General features: G+C 70.2%; 20 protein-coding genes. 12 read left to right on the top strand and 8 right to left on the bottom strand.

Going from position 1 to position 21,781, the window contains the following annotated elements:
- Window positions 1-82: 82 nt before the first annotated feature.
- A complete protein-coding gene (locus ACH4YL_RS16660; RefSeq protein ID WP_398508053.1) occupies window positions 83-784 on the bottom strand; it encodes a FadR/GntR family transcriptional regulator in 702 nt (233 codons plus the stop codon).
- A 141-nt stretch (window positions 785-925) separates the two neighbouring features.
- On the opposite strand from ACH4YL_RS16660, the gene ACH4YL_RS16655 reads away from it, so the two are divergent.
- Together ACH4YL_RS16655 and ACH4YL_RS16650 are read left to right on the top strand one after the other, a co-directional pair.
- Window positions 926-1,435, top strand: a complete 510-nt coding sequence (locus tag ACH4YL_RS16655; RefSeq protein WP_398508052.1) for a gluconokinase — start codon at window positions 926-928, stop codon at window positions 1,433-1,435.
- A gap of 54 nt (window positions 1,436-1,489) precedes the next feature.
- Window positions 1,490-2,887 (top strand): gluconate:H+ symporter, encoded by a 1,398-nt coding sequence (locus tag ACH4YL_RS16650; RefSeq protein WP_398508051.1) that lies wholly within the window; start codon window positions 1,490-1,492, stop codon window positions 2,885-2,887.
- A gap of 41 nt (window positions 2,888-2,928) precedes the next feature.
- Here the strand turns inward: ACH4YL_RS16650 and ACH4YL_RS16645 are convergent, their stop codons facing one another.
- From ACH4YL_RS16645 to ACH4YL_RS16635, 3 genes are all read right to left on the bottom strand, one after another.
- Window positions 2,929-3,594 carry a cytochrome b/b6 domain-containing protein gene (locus tag ACH4YL_RS16645; RefSeq protein WP_398508050.1) on the bottom strand — a complete coding sequence of 222 codons (666 nt, stop codon included), beginning with the start codon at window positions 3,592-3,594 and terminating at the stop codon, window positions 2,929-2,931.
- Window positions 3,536-4,201, bottom strand: a complete 666-nt coding sequence (locus tag ACH4YL_RS16640; RefSeq protein ID WP_398508372.1) for a molybdopterin-dependent oxidoreductase — start codon at window positions 4,199-4,201, stop codon at window positions 3,536-3,538. Before ACH4YL_RS16640 ends, ACH4YL_RS16645 begins: the two co-directional genes overlap by 59 nt.
- Window positions 4,202-4,361: 160 nt before the next feature.
- The gene (locus ACH4YL_RS16635) at window positions 4,362-6,017 is read right to left on the bottom strand and encodes an FAD-binding dehydrogenase (RefSeq protein WP_398508049.1); all 1,656 of its coding nucleotides are present in this window, start codon (window positions 6,015-6,017) and stop codon (window positions 4,362-4,364) included.
- Window positions 6,018-6,132: 115 nt separating this feature from the next.
- Between ACH4YL_RS16635 and ACH4YL_RS16630 the strand changes: the two genes are divergently transcribed.
- The 7 genes from ACH4YL_RS16630 to ACH4YL_RS16600 all read left to right on the top strand — a co-directional run bounded on the left by ACH4YL_RS16630 (window position 6,133) and on the right by ACH4YL_RS16600 (window position 11,214).
- On the top strand, window positions 6,133-6,639 hold the full coding sequence (locus ACH4YL_RS16630; RefSeq protein ID WP_398508048.1) for an NUDIX hydrolase: 507 nt from the start codon (window positions 6,133-6,135) through the stop codon (window positions 6,637-6,639).
- Window positions 6,636-7,034, top strand: a complete 399-nt coding sequence (locus ACH4YL_RS16625; RefSeq protein ID WP_398508047.1) for a YidH family protein — start codon at window positions 6,636-6,638, stop codon at window positions 7,032-7,034. Before ACH4YL_RS16630 ends, ACH4YL_RS16625 begins: the two co-directional genes overlap by 4 nt.
- Entirely contained in the window at window positions 7,031-7,342 is a 312-nt protein-coding gene (locus ACH4YL_RS16620; protein ID WP_398508046.1) for a DUF202 domain-containing protein, read from the top strand. The genes ACH4YL_RS16625 and ACH4YL_RS16620 overlap by 4 nt, the downstream gene beginning before the upstream one ends.
- Before the next feature lie 165 nt (window positions 7,343-7,507).
- The gene (locus tag ACH4YL_RS16615; protein ID WP_398508045.1) at window positions 7,508-7,804 is read left to right on the top strand and encodes a hypothetical protein; all 297 of its coding nucleotides are present in this window, start codon (window positions 7,508-7,510) and stop codon (window positions 7,802-7,804) included.
- Window positions 7,805-7,888: 84 nt separating this feature from the next.
- The gene (locus ACH4YL_RS16610) at window positions 7,889-8,815 is read left to right on the top strand and encodes an MBL fold metallo-hydrolase (protein ID WP_398508044.1); all 927 of its coding nucleotides are present in this window, start codon (window positions 7,889-7,891) and stop codon (window positions 8,813-8,815) included.
- A gap of 152 nt (window positions 8,816-8,967) precedes the next feature.
- A complete protein-coding gene (locus ACH4YL_RS16605; protein ID WP_398508043.1) occupies window positions 8,968-9,990 on the top strand; it encodes a phosphotransferase family protein in 1,023 nt (340 codons plus the stop codon).
- A gap of 9 nt (window positions 9,991-9,999) precedes the next feature.
- The gene (locus ACH4YL_RS16600) at window positions 10,000-11,214 is read left to right on the top strand and encodes an acyl-CoA dehydrogenase family protein (RefSeq protein WP_398508042.1); all 1,215 of its coding nucleotides are present in this window, start codon (window positions 10,000-10,002) and stop codon (window positions 11,212-11,214) included.
- A gap of 136 nt (window positions 11,215-11,350) precedes the next feature.
- On the opposite strand, the gene ACH4YL_RS16595 is transcribed toward ACH4YL_RS16600, so the two are convergent.
- The 3 genes from ACH4YL_RS16595 to ACH4YL_RS16585 are packed head-to-tail and all read right to left on the bottom strand — an operon-like array spanning window position 11,351 to window position 14,406.
- Window positions 11,351-11,944 (bottom strand): TetR/AcrR family transcriptional regulator, encoded by a 594-nt coding sequence (locus tag ACH4YL_RS16595; protein WP_398508041.1) that lies wholly within the window; start codon window positions 11,942-11,944, stop codon window positions 11,351-11,353.
- Between the two features lie 48 nt (window positions 11,945-11,992).
- On the bottom strand, window positions 11,993-13,645 hold the full coding sequence (locus ACH4YL_RS16590; protein WP_398508040.1) for an AMP-binding protein: 1,653 nt from the start codon (window positions 13,643-13,645) through the stop codon (window positions 11,993-11,995).
- Window positions 13,642-14,406: an SDR family oxidoreductase gene (locus tag ACH4YL_RS16585; protein WP_398508039.1), complete on the bottom strand. Its 765-nt coding sequence runs from the start codon at window positions 14,404-14,406 to the stop codon at window positions 13,642-13,644. The genes ACH4YL_RS16590 and ACH4YL_RS16585 overlap by 4 nt, the downstream gene beginning before the upstream one ends.
- Window positions 14,407-14,596: 190 nt before the next feature.
- Here ACH4YL_RS16585 and ACH4YL_RS16580 point away from each other — a divergent pair, with 190 nt between their 5' ends.
- The 3 genes from ACH4YL_RS16580 to ACH4YL_RS16570 all read left to right on the top strand — a co-directional run bounded on the left by ACH4YL_RS16580 (window position 14,597) and on the right by ACH4YL_RS16570 (window position 18,899).
- Window positions 14,597-15,868 carry an exo-beta-N-acetylmuramidase NamZ domain-containing protein gene (locus ACH4YL_RS16580; RefSeq protein ID WP_398508038.1) on the top strand — a complete coding sequence of 424 codons (1,272 nt, stop codon included), beginning with the start codon at window positions 14,597-14,599 and terminating at the stop codon, window positions 15,866-15,868.
- Window positions 15,869-15,946: 78 nt separating this feature from the next.
- The gene (locus ACH4YL_RS16575; protein WP_398508037.1) at window positions 15,947-17,269 is read left to right on the top strand and encodes an erythromycin esterase family protein; all 1,323 of its coding nucleotides are present in this window, start codon (window positions 15,947-15,949) and stop codon (window positions 17,267-17,269) included.
- Between the two features lie 142 nt (window positions 17,270-17,411).
- Window positions 17,412-18,899 (top strand): serine-threonine protein kinase, encoded by a 1,488-nt coding sequence (locus ACH4YL_RS16570; RefSeq protein WP_398508036.1) that lies wholly within the window; start codon window positions 17,412-17,414, stop codon window positions 18,897-18,899.
- Here the strand turns inward: ACH4YL_RS16570 and ACH4YL_RS16565 are convergent.
- Window positions 18,863-21,682: a penicillin acylase family protein gene (locus tag ACH4YL_RS16565; protein ID WP_398508035.1), complete on the bottom strand. Its 2,820-nt coding sequence runs from the start codon at window positions 21,680-21,682 to the stop codon at window positions 18,863-18,865. The genes ACH4YL_RS16570 and ACH4YL_RS16565 overlap by 37 nt on opposite strands.
- Between the last annotated feature and the right edge of the window lie 99 nt (window positions 21,683-21,781).

The raw sequence follows: 21,781 nt of genomic DNA, 5'->3' as shown, positions 1-21,781 counted from the left end.
GAGGCGCCGCGGGACCTCGAGCCGTGTGCCGCGCCCGTGGGGCGCTCCCGTGGGGCGCTCCCGTGGGGCGCTCAGTGCGCGCTCAGGGCGCCAGTACGTCCAGCTCGGCGAGCGCGCCGACGGCGATCTGCCGGGTGATCTCCTCGGCCCTGACGGCGTCGCCCTCGCGGACCGCCTCCGCGACCTGGACGTGCAGGGTCACGGCCGCCGGATCCGGGTCGTCGAACATCACATGGTGGTGCGTACGTCCGGCGAGCACCTCGGCGACCACATCGCCGAGCCGCGCGAACATCTCGTTGCCCGAGGCGTTGAGCACCACGCGGTGGAAGGCGATGTCGTGCTTCAGGTAGCCCTCGAGCTGGTGGCCGCGCGAGGTGGCGACCATGCCGAGGGCGCATTCGGTGAGTTCGGCGCACTGCTCGGGTGTGGCGTGCCGGGCGGCGAGACCGGCCGCGACCGGCTCGACCGCGGAGCGCAGCACGGTCAGTGAGCGCAGCTGGCGCGGGCGGTCGGCGCCGGCCAGCCGCCAGCGGATGACGCGCGGGTCGTAGACGTTCCACTCGTCGGTGGGCCGCACGGTCACGCCGACCCGGCGGCGCGACTCGACCAGATGCATCGACTCCAGGACGCGTACGACCTCGCGGACGACGGTGCGCGAGACGTCGAAGCGCTGTGCCACCTCGTCGGTACGCAGAACACTGCCCTGCGGATACTCACCCGCGGTGATCGCCAGGCCGAGGGTGTCCAGCACATGTGTATGGAGTCCCTGACCCTCTGTCGTCATGGGCCAAGACTACGGGCCACGGTTCGGGAACAAAAAGTATGACGTTTATGTCTCAGCCTCTTGAATACGTAGTACCTAATGCGTTTCAGTAGCGCGACGGACCGATGTCGACGAAGACAGCTGCAGACAGCGAGGCACGTAATGAGCACCCCCCACGTCGTTGTGGTGATGGGCGTGGCAGGCACCGGGAAGACCACCATCGGTCCCCTGATCGCCGCCGCACTGGGCGTCCCGTACGCCGAGGGCGACGACTTCCATCCGCCGGCGAACATCGCCAAGATGTCGGCCGGCACACCACTCGACGACGCGGACCGGTGGCCCTGGCTCGATGCGATCGGGCAGTGGGCACACGGGCGGGCGGGGCTCGGCGGAGTGGTCTCCAGCTCCGCGCTCAAGCGCGCCTACCGGGACCGGCTGCGGGCCGCCGCCCCGGACGCGGTCTTTCTCCACCTCACCGGCGACCGCCCGCTGATCGAACGGCGGATGTCCGAGCGCAAGGGCCACTTCATGCCGACCGCGCTGCTGGACTCGCAGTTCGCCACGTTGCAGCCGCTCGGCGGCGACGAGGCGGGCGCCGCCGTCGACGTGTCCGGCACCCCCGAAGAAATCACCGACCGTGCCGTCGCCGCGCTGCGGCTGCTCGACCGGTAACCCGCACCAACACCCCGCTCCACCACCCCCGTTCCCCCTGCATAAGGAACCACCGTGACCAGTCTCAGCGTCGAGATGCTGGCAGCGGACGCCACCGAGCCGATCACCTCGGCGGGCAACGCACAGCTGGGCATCGCCGTCCTCGCGGGCATCGCTGTCATCGTCCTGCTCATCACCAAGTTCAAACTGCATGCGTTCCTGGCGCTGACCATCGGGTCGCTGGCGCTCGGCGCGTTCGCCGGCGCCCCGCTCGACAAGACCATCGCGTCCTTCACCACGGGGCTCGGCTCGACCGTCGCGGGCGTCGGCGTGCTGATCGCGCTCGGCGCGATTCTCGGCAAGCTGCTCGCCGACTCGGGCGGCGCGGACCAGATCGTCGACACGATCCTCGCCAAGGCGAGCGGCCGGTCCATGCCGTGGGCGATGGTGCTGATCGCGTCGATCATCGGGCTGCCGCTCTTCTTCGAGGTCGGCATCGTGCTGCTGATCCCCGTGGTGCTGATGGTCGCCAAGCGCGGCAACTACTCGCTGATGCGCATCGGCATCCCGGCCCTCGCCGGCCTGTCCGTGATGCACGGCCTCATTCCGCCGCACCCCGGTCCGCTGGTCGCGATCGACGCCATCGGCGCGAACCTGGGTGTCACTCTTGCGCTCGGGCTGGTCGTCGCCATACCCACGGTGATCATCGCCGGCCCGGTGTTCTCGAAGTACGCCGCCCGCTGGGTCGACATCCAGGCGCCGGACCCAATGATCCCCGAGCGTGCGTCCGAGGACCTGGAGAAGCGTCCGAGCTTCGCCGCCACCGTCTCGACGGTGCTGCTGCCGGTCGTCCTGATGATGGTCAACGCCCTCGTCGAGATCATCGTGGACGACCCCGAGAACCCCGTCCAGCGGGTCACCGACGTCGTCGGCTCGCCGCTCATCGCGCTGCTCGCCGCCGTGATCGTCGGAATGTTCACGCTGGGCCGGGCCGCGGGCTTCACCAAGAGCCGGATCGCCACGACCGTCGAGAAGTCCCTCGCGCCGATCGCGGGCGTGCTGCTGATCGTCGGCGCCGGCGGTGGCTTCAAGACGACGCTGATCGACATCGGCGTCGGCCAGATGATCCTGGACCTCTCGAAGAACTGGGCCATACCGACGCTGCTGCTCGCCTGGCTGATCGCCGTGGCCATCCGGCTGGCGACGGGCTCGGCGACGGTGGCGACGATCTCGGCGGCAGGTCTGGTCGCTCCGCTCGCCGCCGACATGTCGACGACCGAGGCGTCGCTGCTGGTGCTGGCGATCGGCGCCGGTTCGCTCTTCTTCAGCCATGTGAACGACGCCGGGTTCTGGCTGGTGAAGGAGTACTTCGGGATGACCGTCGGTCAGACGATCAAAACCTGGTCGGTGATGGAGACGATCATCTCGGTGAGCGGCATCGGCTTCGTCCTGCTGCTGTCCCTCGTGTTGTAGCTCGTGTTGTAGCTCGTGTTGTAGGCGTCAGTCCGCAGGCGTCACTCGCCGTCGGGGTTCCAGAGCGGGTGTTCCCGCCGGGCCCAAGGGCGCTCGACCGATCCGGTGCGCATGCCACGGCGTGACTCCGGATCGGCGAGCGCCATTCCGATGTGCCCGATGAGCACGATCCCGATGGCGAGTGCCAGCCAGTCATGGATGAAGGTCGCGCTCGTACGCCACACCAGCGGCGCGAGATCCGTGAACCACATCAGCAGCCCGGTGCCGATCATCACCAGCACGGCACCGGCGATCCACGCCGAGTAGATCTTCTGTCCCGCGTTGAACTTCGCGGCCGGCCGCGACTCGGGACTGTGGTCACGTCGCCGTACGGCCCGCAGCCATACGCGGTCGTGCGGGCCGAAGCGGTTGAGCCGCCGCAGGTCCCCGCGGAAGGCGCGCGAGGCGAGCCCGAGCAGGAACGGTGCGGGGATCAGGATGCCCGACCACTCGTGCACGGTGACCACGAGATAGCGGCGGCCGACGAGTTCGGCGAGCTGCGGCACGTACAGACAGGCCGCGGTCACCACGCAGGTCAGCATGAGCACGGCGGTGGTGCGGTGCACCCAGCGCTCGGCGAGGGTGAACCTCCGTACGCGCGTGGGCCGTTCAGACGGTGGGTGTGTCGGTACGGCCGTTGGACCGCCCGACCCAGGCGTCGACGTCATAGCCCCGCTCCTCCCAGTAGCCGGGCTGGACGTCGGAGGTGACGGAGATCCCGGAGAGCCATTTCGCCGACTTGTAGAAGTACATCGGCGCGACATAGAGCCGGACCGGGCCGCCGTGCGAGTGGCTGACCGGCTTGTCCTGCATCTTCAGACAGACCAGCACATCGTCCCGGCGGGCCTGCGGAAGCGTGAGGCTCTCGCTGTACGTGCCGTCGAAGCAGGTGAACCGGATCGCCTTGCCCTCCGGACGCACCCCGGCGGCGTCCAGCAGCAGCGAGAGCTTCACACCCGAGAACGGCGTGTCGGGCACGCGCCAGCCCGTGACGCACTGGACATCGCGCACCACCCGGGTCTGCGGCAGTCTGCGCAGCGCGTCGAGGGTGTACGTGGCCGGCCGGTCGACCAGCCCGTCCACGGTGAGGCGGTAGTTCTGCTCGTCCTTGTGCGGCACCGACGAGGCGACGGAGTAGTACCGGAATCCACCGCCGTTGGGGAGGAGTCCGGTCAGGCCGGTCGGGTCGTTGCTGGAGGCGGCGCCCAGGAACGACTCGAGGCCGCGCTGAAGATACGGCGCGGCGACGAGGCCGCCGGCGCCGAGGCCGAGCATGCCGAGCACGAGCCGGCGCCCGACGGGAGCGCCACCCTCGGCGTCGCCCTCGGCATCGGGTGGGTGTGTGGTCACCCCTCGATTCGACCACCGAGCGTGCGCAGAAGCCAGGGAAGTCAGCGGTACGTCAGACTTCCGTCACACTCGGCACCCTCGGCCGCTATCCCACCGCCTTGGCCGCCGCCCGGCCCGCCGCCCTGCCCGAGAAGATGCAGCCACCCAGGAACGTGCCCTCCAGCGAGCGGTAGCCGTGGACGCCGCCGCCGCCGAAGCCCGCTGCCTCGCCCGCGGCGTACACGCCGGCCAGGGGTTCGCCGTCCGCCGTCAGCACCCGCGAGGACAGGTCGGTCTCCAGGCCGCCGAGCGACTTGCGGGTGAGGATGTTCAGCCGTACGGCGATCAGCGGACCCGCCTTGGGGTCGAGGATGCGGTGCGGCGTGGCCGTCCGGATGAGCTTGTCGCCCAGGTACTTGCGCGCCCCGCGAATCGCCGTGACCTGGAGGTCCTTGGTGAACGGGTTCTTGATCTCGCGGTCTCGCGCGGTGATCTCCCGGCGCAGCTCCGCCTCGTCGATCAGCGGCTCCTTGGTGAGCGCGTTCATGCCGCGCACCAGAGCGGAGAGGTCCTTCTCGACCACGAAGTCCACGCCGTTGTCCATGAACGCCTTCACCGGGCCCGGCACATCCGCCCTCGCGCGCCCGATGACGTCGCGGATCGACTTGCCGGTGAGATCGGGGTTCTGCTCGGACCCGGAGAGCGCGAACTCCTTGCCGATGATCTTCTGGTCGAGGACGAACCAGGTGTAGTCGTAGCCGGACCGCATGATGTGCTCGAGCGTGCCGAGAGTGTCGAATCCGGGGAAGAGCGGGACGGGCAGCCGCTTGCCGCGCGCGTCCAGCCAGAGCGAGGACGGCCCGGGCAGGATGCGGATGCCGTGCCTGGCCCAGATCGGGTTCCAGTTCTCGATGCCTTCGGTGTAGTGCCACATCCGGTCGCGGTTGATGTGGCTGGCGCCGGCGCGCTCCGTGATGCCGAGCATCAGGCCGTCGACATGGGCCGGGACGCCGGAGAGCATCTTCTCGGGCGGGGTGCCGAGGCGGTCGGGCCACTGGGCGCGCACGAGATCGTGGTTGCCGCCGATGCCGCCGGAGGTGACGATCACCGCCTGCGCGCGGAACTCGAAGGCTCCGGCGACCTCGCGGCTGCTCGCGGTGCCTCGCTCGGCGTCGGACGGTTCGAGCACCTCGCCGCTCACGGTGTCCAGCGTGCCCGCGCTGCCGGTCAGGCCGGTGACGCGGTGGCGGAACTTCAGCTGGACGAGGCCGCGCGCGACGCCCTCGCGGACCCGCCGTTCGAAGGGCGCGACGACGCCGGGTCCGGTGCCCCAGGTGATGTGGAAGCGCGGTACCGAGTTCCCGTGGCCGGTCGCGTCGTAGCCGCCGCGCTCGGCCCAGCCGACGACCGGGAAGAACCTCATCCCCTGGGCGTGCAGCCAGGATCGCTTCTCGCCGGCCGCGAAGTCGACATACGCCTCTGCCCACTTGCGCGGCCAGCGGTCCTCGTCGCGGTCGAAGCCGGCGGTGCCGAGCCAGTCCTGGTACGCGAGGTCGCGGCTGTCCTTGATCCGCATCCGGCGCTGCTCGGGCGAGTCGACGAAGAACAGCCCGCCGAAGGACCAGTGCGCCTGTCCGCCGATCGACTGCTCCGGCTCCTGGTCGAGCAGGATGACCTTGCGCCCGGCGTCCACCAGCTCCGCGGTGGCCACCAGGCCCGCGAGTCCCGCCCCGATCACGATCACATCAGCGTCGTACGCCATGGTTTCCATCCTTGTAGGGGGCCGGACTGCGATGGCTCCGATCTTCGGTACGGGCCAGTAACTCGTCAAGGTGTCGGCGGAGTGCAGCTGCTCGGCCCGGTGATTGGATGGGGGCATGACTCCCGCTGACGAAATCCTCGACATCGTCGACGAGAACGACGAGGTGATCGGCCAGGCCCCGCGCGGCGAGGCGTATGCGCGCGGGATGCGCCACCGCTGCGCGTTCATTCTCGCCAGGGACGCGGAGGGCCGGATCTTCGTCCACCGCAGGACCACGACGAAGCTGGTCTTCCCGTCGCTGTACGACATGTTCGTCGGCGGAGTCGTCGGTGCGGGCGAGTCGTACGACGCCGCCGCGCTGCGCGAGGCGGAGGAGGAGCTCGGGGTCAGCGGACTCCCCCGCCCCGTCCCGCTGTTCAAGTTCCTTTACGACAACGGCGAGCAGAGCTGGTGGTCGGCGGTGTACGAGGTCCGCTGCGAGCTTCCGGTACATCCGCAGGCCGACGAGGTCGCCTGGCACGACTTCCTCCCGGAGGAGGAGCTGGAGCGGCGGCTCGGTGAGTGGGAGTGGACGCCGGACGGCTTGGCGGCGTGGCAGCGGCTGCGGGAGTCGGGCCGGTGAGCGGCTTCGTGGAAAGCCTGCGGCTGTGGTTCTCGCCCCAGCGTGTGCGGGAGGACGGCGAGACTCCCGACTACCGGTTCTCGCTCGCCAACGAGCGGACCTTTCTCGCCTGGCTCCGTACGGCGCTCGCGCTCATCGGCGGCGGTTTCGCCGTCGATCAGTTTCTGCCGGATCTGAGGTGGGGCGTACGGACGGGACTGGCGCTCGGGCTGCTCGCGGCGGGCGTGCTGTGTGCGCTGCGGGCGGTCAATCACTGGGTGCGCTGCGAGCGGGCGATGCGGCGCGGTGAGGATCTGCCGGTCTCCCGCTTCCCGGCGCTGCTGAGTCTCGCGGTCGCGGTCGTCGCGGTGGCGATGGTGGTGGTCGTGCTCTTCGGCTGGGAGGACGGCGGTTGACGGAGGTGCGGGACCCCGGATTGCAGCCGGAGCGGACCCGGCTGGCGTGGCGCAGGACCACGCTGTCGTTCACCGTGGCCGCGATCCTGGCGGCCCGGCAGGCGACGGGCGACCGGGCGACGGCGGCGGGCGTGGTCGCGGCGGCGCTCAGTGCGCTGGTGTGGCTGGCGTTTCTGTGGCTGTCGCACCGCCGGGTGCAGCTCCTGGGCGCCGGGCCGCGGCCGCGGGCGCTGTCTGCGGGCGGCGCGCTGGCGGCGGTGGGGTGCACGGTGGCGCTGGCGGCGTTCGCCGTCGCGATGGTGCTCTAGGGCCTGTCGTCTGGATCAGGCCCTAGGTCTTCCGGGTCTTGTCCGGGTCCTGGCCGGTCGGGACTTGCCGGGGCCGCGTGACGGGCGCGGCGGCGGGTGCGGGCCGTGGCGCGAGGTCTAGCCTGGATGGGACAGAGCGTCACGAACCACACCAAAGGTAGCGTCATGACGGTTCTCCATCAGGAACACCCCGCGCACGAGCACACGCACGGTCCGGCCTGCGGACACACCGAGGTCCAGCACGGCGACCATGTCGACTACGCCCACGACGGCCATCTGCACCGCATGCACTCCGGGCACTGGGACGAGTGCGAGCCCGGCGAGCACGTCTCGCACAGCGGGCACGCCCACGAGCACGGCCCCGGCTGCGGTCACCCGGCCGTGGAGCACGGCGGCCATGTCGACTACGTACACGACGGACACCGGCACGCCGCGCACGACGGGCACTGGGACGACCACTGACCAAGTGGCCCCCGCCTTCCCCCGGTCGAGGTCCGGCTGGCAGGCTCCTCCTGACCGGTCCGGCCTCGATTCGGGGGAGTTCTGTTGTCCGCCACTGATCCGTACACCGTCCGGCTCGCTCCGGAAGTGCATGCGTACGTCCAGCCCGACGGCGGCTGGTGTCTGAACAACGCGGGGTTCGTGAGCGACGGAGAGTCCACTCTTCTCGTCGACACCGCCGCGACCGAGCGCCGCGCCAAGGCGCTGCGCGAGGCGGTGCTCGCCGCCGGCGTTCCGCTGCCGCGCACCGTCGTCAACACGCACCACCACGGCGACCACACCTACGGCAACGGCGTCTTCACCGGCCAGGAGTCCGGGGGCGCCGTCGTCATCGGCCACGACTCGTGCCGCAGCGAGGTGCTCGCGGCCGGCCATCAGCTCCATCTCCTGTGGCCGCAGACCGACTTCGGCGCCGTGGAGATTACGCCGCCCACCCTCACGTACAGCGACACGCTCACCGTCCATGTCGGCGGCATCGAGGTGCGGCTCATCCATCCCGGCGGCGTCGCGCACACCCTCGGTGACACGGTCGTGCATCTGCCGCGGCAGCGGGTGGTCTTCACCGGCGACCTGATCTTCCAGGGCGGCACGCCGTTCGTGCCGATGGGCTCACTGAGCGGGTCGCTGCGGGCACTGGATGTGCTGCGCTCGCTGGACGCGACCACCGTTGTGCCGGGCCACGGGCCGATCACAGACCCGTCCGCGTACGACGCGACCGAACGCTATCTGCGGTACGTCGGCGCGCTGGCCGAGGAGGGCCGGGCCAAGGGCCGCACTCCGCTGGAGACGGCGCGCGAGGCCGATCTCGGTGTCTTCGCCGAGCTGCGGGAGAGCGAGCGGCTGGTGGCGAATCTGCACCGGGCGTACGCGGAGCTGGCCGGAGAGCCGGACGGCTCGCCGCTGGACGCGGCACAGGTGTTCGCCGACATGGCGGCAATGAACGGCGGCGTTCCCGTGGCCTGCCACGCCTGACCCCGCTCACTCCCCACACACACATAACCGACAGACACCGGCGGCACCCGGGACTGTGATCCAGTCCCGGGTTCCGGCCGCGCACTGGACTACATACCGACTGGTCGGTCATCATGGGCGAGACCCGTTCTTCCGCCCTCGGAGGTGCCCCGATGAGCTCAGTCCCGCTGCCAGGCCTCGATCCCGAGCAGCTCCGCGGTTGCCTCGACCGCGAGCGTCCGGGCCTGGTGAGCGGACCGCTCAGCGCCCGGCTGATCCAGGGCGGCCGCTCCAACCTCACCTATGCGGTCACCGACGGCACCGGCCGCTGGGTCGTACGCCGGCCGCCGCTCGGCCACGTACTGGCCACGGCGCACGACATGAAGCGCGAGCACCGGGTGATCAGCGCACTGCATCCCACCGCGGTTCCGGTGCCCGAGCCGATCCTGCTCTGCGAGGACGAGTCGGTGATCGGATCGCCGTTCTACGTCATGCAGTTCATGGACGGCACTCCCTACCGCACGGCCGAGGAACTGGCCCCGATCGGCGCCGAACGCACCAGGAACGTGATGCTCGGCCTGGTCGACACGCTGGTCGAGCTGCACGCCGTGGACCCCGAGGCGGTCGGCCTCGGCGACTTCGGCCGGCCCGAGGGCTTCCTCGACCGGCAGCTGCGGCGGTGGGGCAAGCAGCTGGACGCCTCCCGCAACCGTGAGCTCGCCGGGATCGACGAGCTGCACGCGTCACTCGGCCGCTCGCTGCCCAGCTCCCCCGCGCCCACGGTCGTCCACGGCGACTACCGGCTGGACAACGTCCTGGTCGGCCCGGACGACCGGATCAAGGCGGTGCTGGACTGGGAGATGTCCACGCTCGGCGATCCGCTCACCGACCTCGGGCTGCTGGTGATGTACAGCGCGGAGCTGAACATCCCCGGATCACCGATCAGCACCACGGCGTCCGCGCCGGGCCACCCTGAAGTGGACGAGCTGATCGAGCGGTACGCCACCGGGTCCGGCCGCGACACCTCCGCCATCTCCTGGTACACGGCGTTCGCCTGGTTCAAGCTCGCCGTGATCCTCGAGGGCATCCACTACCGCTACACGCTGGGCCAGACCGTCGGCGCGGGCTTCGACCGCATCGGCGATCTCGTCCCCCTCTTCATCGAGCACGGCCTCACCACCCTCCAGGAAGGCTGAGTAACTCCCATGGACTTCGCATTCGACGCGCGCACCGAAGAGCTGCGGGCCAAGCTGCTCGCCTTCATGGACGAGCACGTCTACCCCGCCGAGAAGATCGAGCACGAGCAGCGCGCGCAGCTCGCCTCGCCGTGGGACACCCCGGCGGTCATCGAGGAGCTGAAGGCCGAGGCCCGCAAGCAGGGCCTGTGGAACCTGTTCCTCCCGGACTCCGAGTACGGCGCGGGCCTGACGAACCTGCAGTACGCGCCGCTCGCCGAGATCACCGGACGCAGCCCGCATCTGGCCCCCACCGCGCTGAACTGCGCGGCCCCGGACACGGGGAACATGGAGGTGCTGACGCAGTTCGGCAACGACGAGCAGAAGAAGCAGTGGCTGGAGCCGCTGCTGGCCGGTGAGATCCGCTCGGCGTTCGCGATGACCGAGCCGGAGGTCGCCTCGTCCGACGCGACGAACATCCAGACCCGGATCGACCGCGACGGCGACGACTACGTCATCAACGGCCGCAAGTGGTACATCTCCGGGGCGATGAACCCGAACTGTCAGATCTTCATCGTCATGGGCAAGACCGACCCCGACGGCGACGACATCCGCCGCCAGCAGTCGATGATCCTGGTGCCGCGCGACACCCCGGGCGTCGAAGTCCGCCGCGCCATGCAGGTCTACGGCTACGAGGACCACTCCCACGGCGGCCACGCCGAGGTCGTCTTCACCGACGCCCGGGTTCCGGCGTCCAACCTGATCGACGCGGAGGGCAGCGGCTTCGCCATCGCCCAGGCGCGTCTCGGCCCGGGCCGCATCCACCACTGCATGCGGCTGATCGGCATGGCCGAGCGCGCCATCGAGCTGATGTGCCGCAGGGCGGTGTCCCGTGAGGCGTTCGGCAAGGCGATCGCCCAGCAGGGCGTGGTGCAGAACTGGATCGCGGACGCGCGGGTCACGGTCGAGCAGCTGCGGCTGCTGGTGCTGAAGACGGCCTGGCTGATGGACACGGTCGGCAACCGCGGCGCGCACACCGAGATCCAGGCGATCAAGATCGCGACGCCGCGCGCGGTGGTGGACATCCTCGACAGCGCGATCCAGGTGCACGGCGCGGGCGGAGTCAGCCAGGACTTCCCGCTGGCCGAACTGTGGGCGGGAGCACGGACGTTGCGGCTGGCGGACGGCCCGGACGAGGTGCACCAGCGGTCGCTCGCGCGACGCGAGCTGAAGAAGTACCTGTAGTAGGGGCCGGGGCTCCGCCCCGAACCCCCGCGCCTCAAACGCCGGCGGGGCTGGAAGATCCAGCGTCGCCGGCGGCTGAGCACGCGATCGAAGGCCAACGGGGTCTGGGGCGCAGCCCCGGCACGGGCGTCAGCCCTTACGGCCGCAGCGCCCGCAGCAGCATGTCCGCCAAGTGGTCCGCGACCTGTTGCGGACTCATCGGGCCGTCGGGGCGGTACCACGTGGACAGGTGGTGGACCGAGCCGAAGTGGTAGTCCACCACCAGGTCCGCGGGCGTGGCCGAGGAGAACACGCCGCTCTGCTGGCCCTCTTCGACCAGCGCGCGGAACCGCTCGTGGTAGCGCCGCCGTTCCGCCCGTACCTGCTTGTGCTTCTCCGGGCTCAGATGGTGCATCGAGCGGAAGAAGATCGCGGCGTCGTCGAGGTTGTCGATGGTCGTCACGACGACATCGGCCGCCGCGCCGCGCAGCCGCTGCTCCACCGGCTCGTCGGCGTCCGCGAAGGCGTCGAGACGCTCCTGCTGGATCCGGAGCACCCGTGCGTAGACCTCCTGGAGGAGGTCTTCCTTGGAGCCGAAGTAGTGGTACAGCGCCCCCTTGGTGACGCCGGCCGCCTCGACGATCTCCTGGACGGAGGTGCGGTCGTAGCCGCGCTCGGCGAAGAGTCTGGTGGCGGCGGCCAGTAGCCTCTGCGGTACGGGGGTGCCGTCCCCGTCCGTCGTCCTGGCCATTGCCGCCACCCACCTCTCGTTCGGTACTGCTCAATACCAATCGGTAACTTACCCGGGGAAACGCAGTTCCCGCCTGAGGATCTTCCCACTTGTCGTCTTCGGCAGCTCCGCGAGGATCTCGACTTCGCGCGGATACTTGTACGCAGCCAGGCGCTCTGCGCAGTATGCGGAGATTTCAGCCGGTTCGACCAATGCTCCCGGCCGCAGGCTGACATACGCCTTGACCGACTCACCGCGGTACTCGTCCGGTACACCGACGACGGCCGCCTCGCGCACCGCCGGGTGGGTGTAGAGGACGTCCTCGACCTCGCGCGGCCAGACCTTGAAGCCCGAGGCGTTGATCATGTCCTTCTTGCGGTCGACGACATAGAGCCAGCCGTCCGCGTCCATGAAGCCGATGTCACCGCTGCGCAGCTCGCCGTCGGGGAACGCCTCGGCGGTGGCCTCCGGCAGCCGCCAGTAACCCGGCACGACCTGCGGGCCGCTGATCAGGATCTCGCCCTGCTCGCCGAACGGCACCTCCTCGCCCTTCTCGTCGACGATCCGGATCAGCGTGTCCGGGCCCGGAATTCCGACGGAGAGCGTGCCGGACGCGGGATCGACCGGGGCCTCCTTCTCCGGCGGCACGGAGGCACACGGCGCGGTGCACTCGGTGAGCCCGTAGCCGTTGCGGATGTACGGGCCGAAGCCGGCGCGGAACTTCTCGACCAGCGCGGGCGGCAGCGGCGCGCCGCCCGAGGAGATCACCAGGAAGGAGTCGAAGTGCTCGCGGCTGACCGCGGGATGGGCGGCGAGCGCCATGAAGGCCGTGGAGGGGCCGACGGTGTAGGCCGGCCGGTGCTCGGCGAAGGCGTCGAGGACGACGCCCGCCTCGAAGCGGTAGGCGAGTGCGAGCGTGCCCGCGTTGGCGATGCAGGCGGCGAGCTCGCAGACCATGCCGGTGATGTGGAACAGCGGCGCGAGCGCGAAGTAGCAGCCGCCTTCGGGCACCGGATGGCCGGTGCGCTGGCGCTCGGCGTTGTAGGTGATGCCGCTGTGCAGGTTCATGGCGCCCTTGGGCGTGCCACTGGTGCCGGAGGTGTAGCTGATCAACGCGGTGTCGTCACCGGTGAGTTCACGGCCCGCGGGCGCGGCCAGGCCCTGGCGGGCCACGGTCACCAGGTCGTCGGCGTCGTCCGGCGTCGGCTGCCGCTCGAAGCCGAGTACGCGCGTGTCGTTGCGGCTCTGCAGATCGAGCTCGCAGGCGGTGAGCACCACGCGCACCGGTGAGGCGGCGGCGCACTCGCGCAGATAGCCGTCCCAGGCGCGGTCCGAGCAGATCAGCGCGGCGACATCGGCGTCGTCGAGCACATGGCCGACCTCGGCCGACTTGTACATCGGGTTGAGCGGGACGACGGTGGCTCCGGCCTTCCACGCACCGAGTAGCGCGATCACGAAGTGCGGAGTGTTCTGCAGCATGATCGCGGCGCGGTCGCCCCGCTCGATGCCACGGGCGGCCAGATGGCCCGCGACGGAGTCGGAGAGCGTGTCGGTCTCGCGGTAGGTGAGCCGGCCGTCGAAGTAGGCGAGCGCGGTGTGCTCGGGCGCCCGGTCGACGGCGGCACGGAAGGAGTGCACGACGGTCGCCGGGGGTGTGACGGCGGCCCGCTGGGCGTCGGTGAGCTGCGCGGTCCAGGGCTTGGCGGCGTAGATCGAGGTCATTGAACCGCTCCTTCCCACTTCTGCTGAATGTGGTTCATCCCGGCCAGCCAGCGGCCCGGTGTCGCGGCCCGGGCCTGGTAGAACTCCGCGACCTCGGGGTGCGGCAGGATCAGGAAGCGGTCGGCCTCGATGCCGTCGAACAGCGCGTCCGCGACGTCCTCGGGCTCGATCGCGCTCGGCGCGAGCACCAGCTCGCCCGCCGATCCGGCCGCGGTGAGCATGTCCGTACGGACGCCCTGCGGACAGATGGCGTGCACCTTCAGGCCACGGTGGCGGTAGGTGAGCGAGAGCCATTCGGCAAAGGCGTACGCGCCGTGCTTGGAGACGCTGTACGGGGCCGCGCCCACCATCGTGAGCAGCCCGGCGGCGGAGACGGTGGAGACGAAACGTCCGCTGCCGCGCTCCAGCCAGTCCGGCAGCAGCGCGCGGGCGGCGCGGACGTGGGCCATGACATTGACGTCCCAGGCCGCGGCCCAGACCTGCTCGTCGGCGAAGGCGTCGCCGGGTGAGGCGAGGCCGGCGTTGGCGCAGTAGACGTCCACGACGCCGTCCAGCGCCTCGCGGGCCGCCTCGATGATCTCCGACGCGTCGCCGGGCACCGCGGTCCCGCCTATCTCCTCCGCGACCGCCTTGGCCTTGACCGCGTCGATGTCGTTGACCACGACACGGGCGCCCTCCGCCGCGAACCGGCGGGCCAGAGCGGCTCCAATGCCGCCACCCGCGCCCGTGACCACCACTCCAGCGCCCTGCACCGTACTCATCAAGATCCGCCTCTCTGCGCACCGGCCGTTCTGAGCAGACTAACCAGTCGGTATGTAACGCGGAAGGGGCGGTGGGGGCGGAAAGAGGGGCGGAATGTGGCACGAGGAGCGCTGCCGGGATCGTTCCACGCGCCCGCCGTGCGCGCTAGCGTGCGTGGCCATGACAGACAGTCAGCACGGAGATGTCCCGATGAGCCTGACCCGACGGGGTCTGCTGGCCGCCGGCGGCGCGGTGGGCGCACTGGCCGCGACCGGCTCCACCGCGGCTGCCGCTGCCCCGCCGGACCACCCGCAGGCCAAGGGCCGCCCGGACCGCCGCCGGGTCCGCACCGGCTTCGACCGGCTGGCCGGCGACGGCTACCGCCTGCTGTCCGGGCAGCGGGTCGGCGTGGTCACCAATCCGACCGGGATCACACCCGACGTACGCCACATCGTGGATGTGATGCACGCCGACGACCGGGTGGATCTGGTCGCCGTCTTCGGACCGGAGCACGGCTTCCGCGGCACCGCGCAGGCCGGCGGCTCGGAGGGCCGCTACGACGACCCGGCGACCGGGCTGCCGGTGTACGACACGTATCTGAAGAGCGGGCAGGCCCTCGCCGACATCTTCACGGCCTCGGGCGTGGAGACGGTCGTCTTCGACATCCAGGACGCCGGCGCGCGTTTCTACACCTACATCTGGACGCTGTACGACTGCATGCAGTCGGCCGCGCTGGCGGGCAAGCGGTTCGTGGTGCTCGACCGGCCGAATCCGGTGACGGGACGGGCCGCGCTCGGGCCGGTGCTCGACAAGGCCTTCGCGACCTTCGTGGGCCGCGAGCCGATCGCGCAGGCGCACGGCATGACGGTCGCCGAGCTTGCGCGGCTGTTCAACGGCGAGTTCCTCACGCAGCCGGTGGAACTGGAGACCGTACGGCTGTCGGGCTGGCGGCGGTCGGACTTCTTCGACGCCACGGGCCTGCCGTGGGTGCCGCCGAGCCCCAACATGCCGACGCCGGAGACCGCGCTGGTGTACTCGGGCACCTGCCTGTTCGAGGGCACCAACCTCTCGGAGGGCCGCGGCACGACGCGCCCCTTCGAACTCCTTGGCGCGGAGGGCATCGACCGGAAGTGGGCCGAGGCGGCGAACGCGCTGGAGCTGCCGGGCGTGCGGCTGCGCGAGGCGTACTTCGCGCCGACGTTCTCCAAGTTCCAGGGCAAGACGATCGGCGGGGTCCAACTGCACGTCCACGACCGGGAGTCGTACGACCCGGTGCGCACCGGGATCGCGCTGCTGGTGACGGCGAAGCGGACCTGGAGCGGCTTCGCCTGGCGGCCGGACAACTGGATCGACAAGCTGACGGGCTCGACGAAGGTCCGGACCCTGATCGACGCGGGGGCCGGGACGGACGAGGTCGTGGGCGCGTGGCAGGAGGATCTGGCGGCGTTCCGGGCGGTACGGAAGCGGTATCTCCGCTACTGACGGGGGGGGCCAGCACCACCGCCGAGACGGGAGCTGGCTGGTTGGTCGGGCCGTACTGCCCGCCGACACCCTGGATCCATGGACTCGCACACAACACACCGGTTACACCAGGCCCTGTTGCTCCTGCTGGCTCTCGCTCTCGGCTCGCTCGTTGTGGTGGAGCCGGCACGGGCCGCCCCGCCGTCCGGCGATCCCGTACGCGCGCTGGCGCGGGCGGCACAGCCGCTGTCCGATCTCCGTCCGCTGGAGCGGATGATCGGCTCGGCGAAGATCGTGGGCGTGGGCGAGGCCACCCACAGCTCCCGTGAGTTCTTCCGCATCAAGCACCGCGTCTTCCAGGACCTGGTGGAGCGCAAGGGCTTCACGACCTTCGCACTGGAGGCCAACTGGAGCACGGGGCTGCGCCTGAACGACTATGTGCTGCACGGCAAGGGCGAACCCGAGCGCATCATGCGGGAGGAGTTCCAGAACTCGTATCTCATCTGGAACACCCGCGAGTATCTGGATCTCATCCGCTGGATGCGGGAGCACAACGTCCGGCATCCGCATCATCCGGTGCAGTTCATGGGCGATGACGCCGCCTACGCAGGCCCCGAGCTCTTCGACGAGGTGACGGGCCATGTCGCCGAGCGGTATCCGGCGCTGCTGCCGGAGTTCCGCCGGCTCTACAAGGCGTCGCGGCCGACGGCGTCCGTCGACGAGACGATAAAGGCGTACATGTTCAGGCCGCTGGACGAGCGGCGCACGATGGCCGCTGACGTACAGCGGGCGCTGAAACTGCTCGAGCAGCAGCCGCCCGGACCGGACCTCGGCAGGCACGCCTGGATCGTCCAGCACGCCAGGGCCATCGCGCAGGTCGGCACCATGTACTCGTACGACTTCGCCGATCCGGCCGGACTCGGGCGGATGATGCTCTACCGCGACCGGATCATGGCCGAGAACACGGTGTGGTGGCAGCGGCAGACCGGCCACCGGATGCTGCTCTCCGCGCACAACGGCCATGTCGGGTACGAGACGAGCAATCCGGCGCAGTATCCGAAGCTGCAGGGCGCGTTCATCCGCGACATGATCGGTACGGCGTACGCGAGCGTCGGATTCACCTTCGGGCAGGGGTCGTTCAACGCGCTGGATCTGACCGATCCGGCCGAGCCGATCCGTGAGTTCTCGGTCGGGCCGCCGGAGCCCGGCAGCAATGAGCAGACACTGGAGCGGGTGTCGCGCCGTGACTACTACCTCGACCTGCGTACCGCACCGGCCGCCGCGCAGGAATGGCTGAGTGTGGTCCGCCGGACGCGGAACATCGGCAACGCGTGGCCCGTCGAGACCGAGCCGGTGCGGCTCGCTCCCTCGTACGACGTGCTCGTCCATCTGCATCGCATCCACGCGGCGGACCGGCTCTGACCGCCGCCGTGCGGGACTGAACCACGCCGACCGTACCGAGGCGGCATGGCCGAATCCGATCCAGCGCGTCCCGGGTCTGGCCGTCCCTCCCCCTGCGCCCGCATGCTGCTGGCAGAAGCGGATTTAAGGGGGCGGGGCAGTCATGCCGGAAATGAGCGTCAAGCCATATCAGGACATCACGTTCGACAAGGACGGCGATGTCGATCACGCACAGCGCGACCTGCTGGCGGCGCTGGACGTCACCGATCTGGTGATGTTCGCGCACGGCTGGAACAACTCTCCGTCCGTCGCGGCCCGGCTCTACTCGGCCTTCTTCGCGCCCTTTCCGGGCCTGCTGAACGGCTCCTCCGGTGTGCGGCTCGGCTATGCGGGCGTCGTCTGGCCGTCGATGAAGTTCACCGACGAGCCGATACCCGACTTCCGCCCGTCGGCCCTCGCGCCCCTCGACGCACCGGCGGCGGACTCCGGTCCCGACGCGTCGGGTCTCGACCGGGCGTCGCAGCACGCGCTGGTCGGGCTCTTCCCCGGACACGAGGGCGCGGTCGCACGGATGGCACAACTCCTTGAGGAACAGCCCGAGTCGCCGGAGGCGTTCGCGGAATTCGGCAGGCTGGCACGGCAGTTGGCCGAGCGGCCCGTCGGCGGACTCGAAGGCGGCTGCTTCACGGACGATCTCCCGCAGGACGAACAGGGGCCGCCCGCCGTGCTGTACGAGGACGCGCTGACGATGTGCCGCAAGTTCACGCTGGCGCTGGAGGAGACCGAACTGGTCCGGGACAAGGAGGCCGCGCTCGCGGCGTTCTCCTTCGGCGGCGGGCTGAAGAAGGTGTGGAAGGGCGCGAAGGAGCTGCTGCGGCAGACCACGTACTACGCCATGAAGCGGCGGGCGGGGACGGTCGGCGAGCTCGGGCTCGGTCCGCTGATCGGACAGCTGGCACGGTCCTCTCCGGATGTACGCATCCATCTGGTCGGCCACAGCCAGGGGGCCCGGCTGGTCGCCTTCGCACTGCGCGGACTGCCTGACGGCGTACGCAACGTGAAGTCGGTGACGCTTCTTCAGGGTGCTTTCTCCCACTATGCGTTCTCGTCGAGCCTGCCGCACGCGCCGCACAACTCCGGTGCGCTGCGATCCATGGAACAGCGGGTCGACGGTCCTGTGGTGGCCTGCTACTCGCGGCACGACAGCGCGCTCGGCGTGATCTATCCGCTGGCGGCCGGCCTGGCGGGCGACGACGCGACCGCGGCCGGTCTGGACAAGCGGTGGTGGGCCGTGGGTCACGACGGCATCCAGGCGGTACGGCCGTCGGCGCGGCTGTCGCTGGACGAGGCGCTGCGGCAGGGCATACCAGCGTCCGGCTGTGTCAGCGTGGACACGGCTTCGGTGGTGCGCCGCGGCGGCCCACCGGCCGGCGCGCACAGCGACATCTGCCATGCGGAGCTGGCACGGGTGGTGCTGGCGGCGGGCCGCATCGGGCGTGGGGGGGGGGGGGGGGGGGGGGGGGGGGGGGGGGCCGTTGGGGGGGGGGGGGGGGCCCCCCCCGCCCCCCCCCCCCCCCACGTCCGGGCGGGCGGCGGCGGTTGCCCGGCGGCCGACTACCGGTGGGACGGGAATTCGACGACCTGCTGGTAGGTCGGCCTGTTCTGCCAGTTGGCCGCCGGGTGGGTGATCCCGCCCAGCGCCCGGTGAATGATCGCGTCGGTGCACCACTGGTCGCCGGCCGCGCAGTTCGCGTCGCCGGGATAGACCTCGGTCGGCGGCTTGGCCGTCGCCTGCTTCAGCGCGGCGATGAGCGTGTCACGGCAGGCGGCCAGGTCGCCGCCTCCGCAGTACGTCTTCGCCAGCGGGCCCTGCACCGGTTCGCCCAGCACCTGGCGCAGATCCTTGTCCGCGAAGGCCCACCAGCCGTACTGGAAGGCCGAGCCGCCATGGGCGCCGGTCGGGCCGTGGTTGGCCGCCGGGGACTCGTCGACCGCGAGCGATGCGGTCAACGCGCCGTACAGCGGATCGCCGAGCCCCGGTTTGAACTCGGCTGCGATCAGCAGCGGCCACCAGGCGTCCATGATGCGTACCGCGTCGGGGTGGGTGTACTTGTGCGTGCCGGGCGAGGTCTCCTTCCGCTGTGCGCCCGCCGCACGCCAGGATTCCAACTGCTGGACCGTGGCGTTCAGTTGAGGATCGGTGACGGGCTGGGAACGCAGCACCTTCAGCAGCTCGGGCAGCAGTTGCTCGCCGCGCAGGTCGGTGACGCCGGCCTCCGCCATGGCCCGGGTGAGCGAGGCGCGGGTCACGCCGCCCTGTTCGACGAGCCGGGCCACACGGTCGTCGAGCAGATCGCCGCGGTGCACGGCGCCGAAGCCGAAGCCCGCCGTCGCATAGCCCTTGGCCGGCCGGTTGTTCCAGGAGATGTAGTAGTCCTGGCCGATGGACTGCGGATGCTGAGCGAAGGGCGTGTACGCGGCGGTGTTGGCGGCCGGGTCGAAGCTCTGCCACTCGTACTGCCGGTCCGCCGCGACGGGCAGCGCCGGGTCGACGTCGGCGGCCCGCACCGGGTTCATGCCGCTGTTGAAGTACGCGGCGGTGCGGGAGTCGGCGTAGAACCAGTTGAAGGCGTAGCCGATGTGGTGGGCGGCCTGCTGGAAGGACGCGACGTCGGTCACGAAGGACGGGTCGTTGAGCATCTGGAAGCCGATGATCGAGTCGGCCTCGTGACGGTAGGTGGTGCGCAGCGAGGTGTACGCGACGGGCTTGCCGCCCACCGTGGCGCGGTGGGTGACCATGCCGTACTTGGTGCGCCAGACCTGCATCCGGTAGGAACCGGCGGCGGTCGAGTCGGCGACCGACGGCTTCCAGGCGTTCTTGCGCTCCATCTTCTCCATCGCGGTGCACTCGCCGCGGTAGAGATAGTGGATCGCGTCCTTGGCGGGGGTACCGCCGCCGGGAGCGCACAGTTCGACGGCGTAGGTGTCGGTGATGTCCTGCGCGGAGGACGTGGCGGACCATGCGTAGTCCTGGCCGCGGCCCATCTGGACGTACATGCCGACGCCGGCGAACGAGACGCCGCGAGCGGAGATGCCGGGGCCCTGGAGCTCCTGGAGCATCATCAACTGTGGCGCGAAATAACCGGTTTGGGGACCGAAGACGGCAATCGGGTTCCCGCCGGCGGTGTGTACTCCCGAGACGAGCAGAGCGTTGGACATACCGCGCCTGGCGGAGAGGCTTCCGGGCGGGATGACACCGTCGTCGAACATGCCCTGGGCGGGCTTCAGGCTTTTCGGGGCGCGAACGGGCGACTTGGCGTTCGTGCCTGCCGAGCCGGTGCGGTCGTGGATGAGCTGTTCGGGCGCGACCGAGCCGGCGTCGGGCAGGGCGGTGCCGCGCGGGTTCGCGGGCTTCCGGGCGAACGGGAATGTGCCGTCGTGGACGGTGAGGACGGCCTCCGGGTCCTCGCGCTGCCGGAAGGACTCCCAGACCCTGGTGCCTTCGGCCAGCCCGTACTTCTGCTGCGCGGCGAGCAGCGAGAGCGCGGCCTGCACCTCGCCGCCGCCTCCGCCGCCGAACTGGCCGCCGACGACGGAGGCGATGGAGATCAGGTCGGAGAGCGTGAAGGGCTGGATCTCCCCGACGTTGGTGATCGAGTCGATATGGCCGGTGAGGACGTACTCACCCGGGAAGTAGCGCCCGTTCTTGGACTGCTGGCGGTAGGCGTTGATGCCGTCCACATAGGCCTGGGCGTCGGCCATGGCTTGCTCGCCGCGGGCGCCGTTGGTGGTGCGGATCCGCTCGATCTGCGCCTGGAAGTCGGCCTCGGTGTACGGGGCCTGCGGCCAGAACTGCTGCTCCAGGCCCTGGTTGGCGAGTGCGCCGCCGGCGAACGGGGTGAGCTCGCCGCGGCCGATGTGCCGGAAGAGATCCATCATCCACAGCCGGTCCTGGCCCGCGGCGTATCCGGCGCCGAACTCGGTGCCGTAGCGGGTGGTGCCCTTGATGTGCGGGACGCCGCTCTTCCTGTCGCGGGTGATGGTGACGTCGGGCCGGGGTGTGGTGACGGACTCGACCTGGTCCTGCGGCACACCGTAGGAGGAGTCGTTGAAGAAGTCGTTGATCTTGGCGTCGGTGAGCCCGCCGTAGCCTCCCACCAGGGAGTCGTAGCGGCCGAGTTGGTCGGAGCTGTGGCCGGGGCGGGTGCCGAAGAGACGGTGGGCGAGGATGTCGGCGAGGGTGGCGTTGCCGTTCTCGCCGGGCGGCAGGATGTCGGAGCACTGGCCCCGGCAGAGATCGCCGTCGGCGGCCGCTGCGGTGGGGGGTGCGGGTTCGGCGGCCGTCGCCTGCGGCAGAGGGGCCAGCAGACCGGTGGCGAGCGCGAACGCCGCTGAGGCGATGGAGAGTTTGAGTCTTCCGGTGCGTCGTCGCATGGATGCTCCTCGAGGAGACCGATGCGGCGGAGGTTACTGGCGGTAAGACGCGCCAGTAAGGTGAACATGCGTCACCTTTTGAATCACCTTCAATCCGAT

Origin of the sequence: Streptomyces sp. NPDC020681 (genome assembly GCF_044334895.1) — a bacterium.
Lineage (GTDB): Bacteria > Actinomycetota > Actinomycetes > Streptomycetales > Streptomycetaceae > Streptomyces.
This window is presented reverse-complemented; position numbering and strand designations above follow the sequence as displayed.

Coding starts and splice junctions, on each gene's coding strand:
- ACH4YL_RS16660 (WP_398508053.1), bottom strand. CDS start 784: ATGACGACAGAGGGTCAGGGACTCCATACACATGTGCTGGACACCCTC.
- ACH4YL_RS16655 (WP_398508052.1), top strand. CDS start 926: ATGAGCACCCCCCACGTCGTTGTGGTGATGGGCGTGGCAGGCACCGGG.
- ACH4YL_RS16645 (WP_398508050.1), bottom strand. CDS start 3,594: ATGACGTCGACGCCTGGGTCGGGCGGTCCAACGGCCGTACCGACACAC.
- ACH4YL_RS16640 (WP_398508372.1), bottom strand. CDS start 4,201: ATGCTCGGCCTCGGCGCCGGCGGCCTCGTCGCCGCGCCGTATCTTCAG.
- ACH4YL_RS16635 (WP_398508049.1), bottom strand. CDS start 6,017: ATGGCGTACGACGCTGATGTGATCGTGATCGGGGCGGGACTCGCGGGC.
- ACH4YL_RS16630 (WP_398508048.1), top strand. CDS start 6,133: ATGACTCCCGCTGACGAAATCCTCGACATCGTCGACGAGAACGACGAG.
- ACH4YL_RS16615 (WP_398508045.1), top strand. CDS start 7,508: ATGACGGTTCTCCATCAGGAACACCCCGCGCACGAGCACACGCACGGT.
- ACH4YL_RS16605 (WP_398508043.1), top strand. CDS start 8,968: ATGAGCTCAGTCCCGCTGCCAGGCCTCGATCCCGAGCAGCTCCGCGGT.
- ACH4YL_RS16600 (WP_398508042.1), top strand. CDS start 10,000: ATGGACTTCGCATTCGACGCGCGCACCGAAGAGCTGCGGGCCAAGCTG.
- ACH4YL_RS16595 (WP_398508041.1), bottom strand. CDS start 11,944: ATGGCCAGGACGACGGACGGGGACGGCACCCCCGTACCGCAGAGGCTA.
- ACH4YL_RS16590 (WP_398508040.1), bottom strand. CDS start 13,645: ATGACCTCGATCTACGCCGCCAAGCCCTGGACCGCGCAGCTCACCGAC.
- ACH4YL_RS16585 (WP_398508039.1), bottom strand. CDS start 14,406: ATGAGTACGGTGCAGGGCGCTGGAGTGGTGGTCACGGGCGCGGGTGGC.
- ACH4YL_RS16580 (WP_398508038.1), top strand. CDS start 14,597: ATGAGCCTGACCCGACGGGGTCTGCTGGCCGCCGGCGGCGCGGTGGGC.
- ACH4YL_RS16575 (WP_398508037.1), top strand. CDS start 15,947: ATGGACTCGCACACAACACACCGGTTACACCAGGCCCTGTTGCTCCTG.
- ACH4YL_RS16570 (WP_398508036.1), top strand. CDS start 17,412: ATGCCGGAAATGAGCGTCAAGCCATATCAGGACATCACGTTCGACAAG.
- ACH4YL_RS16565 (WP_398508035.1), bottom strand. CDS start 21,682: ATGCGACGACGCACCGGAAGACTCAAACTCTCCATCGCCTCAGCGGCG.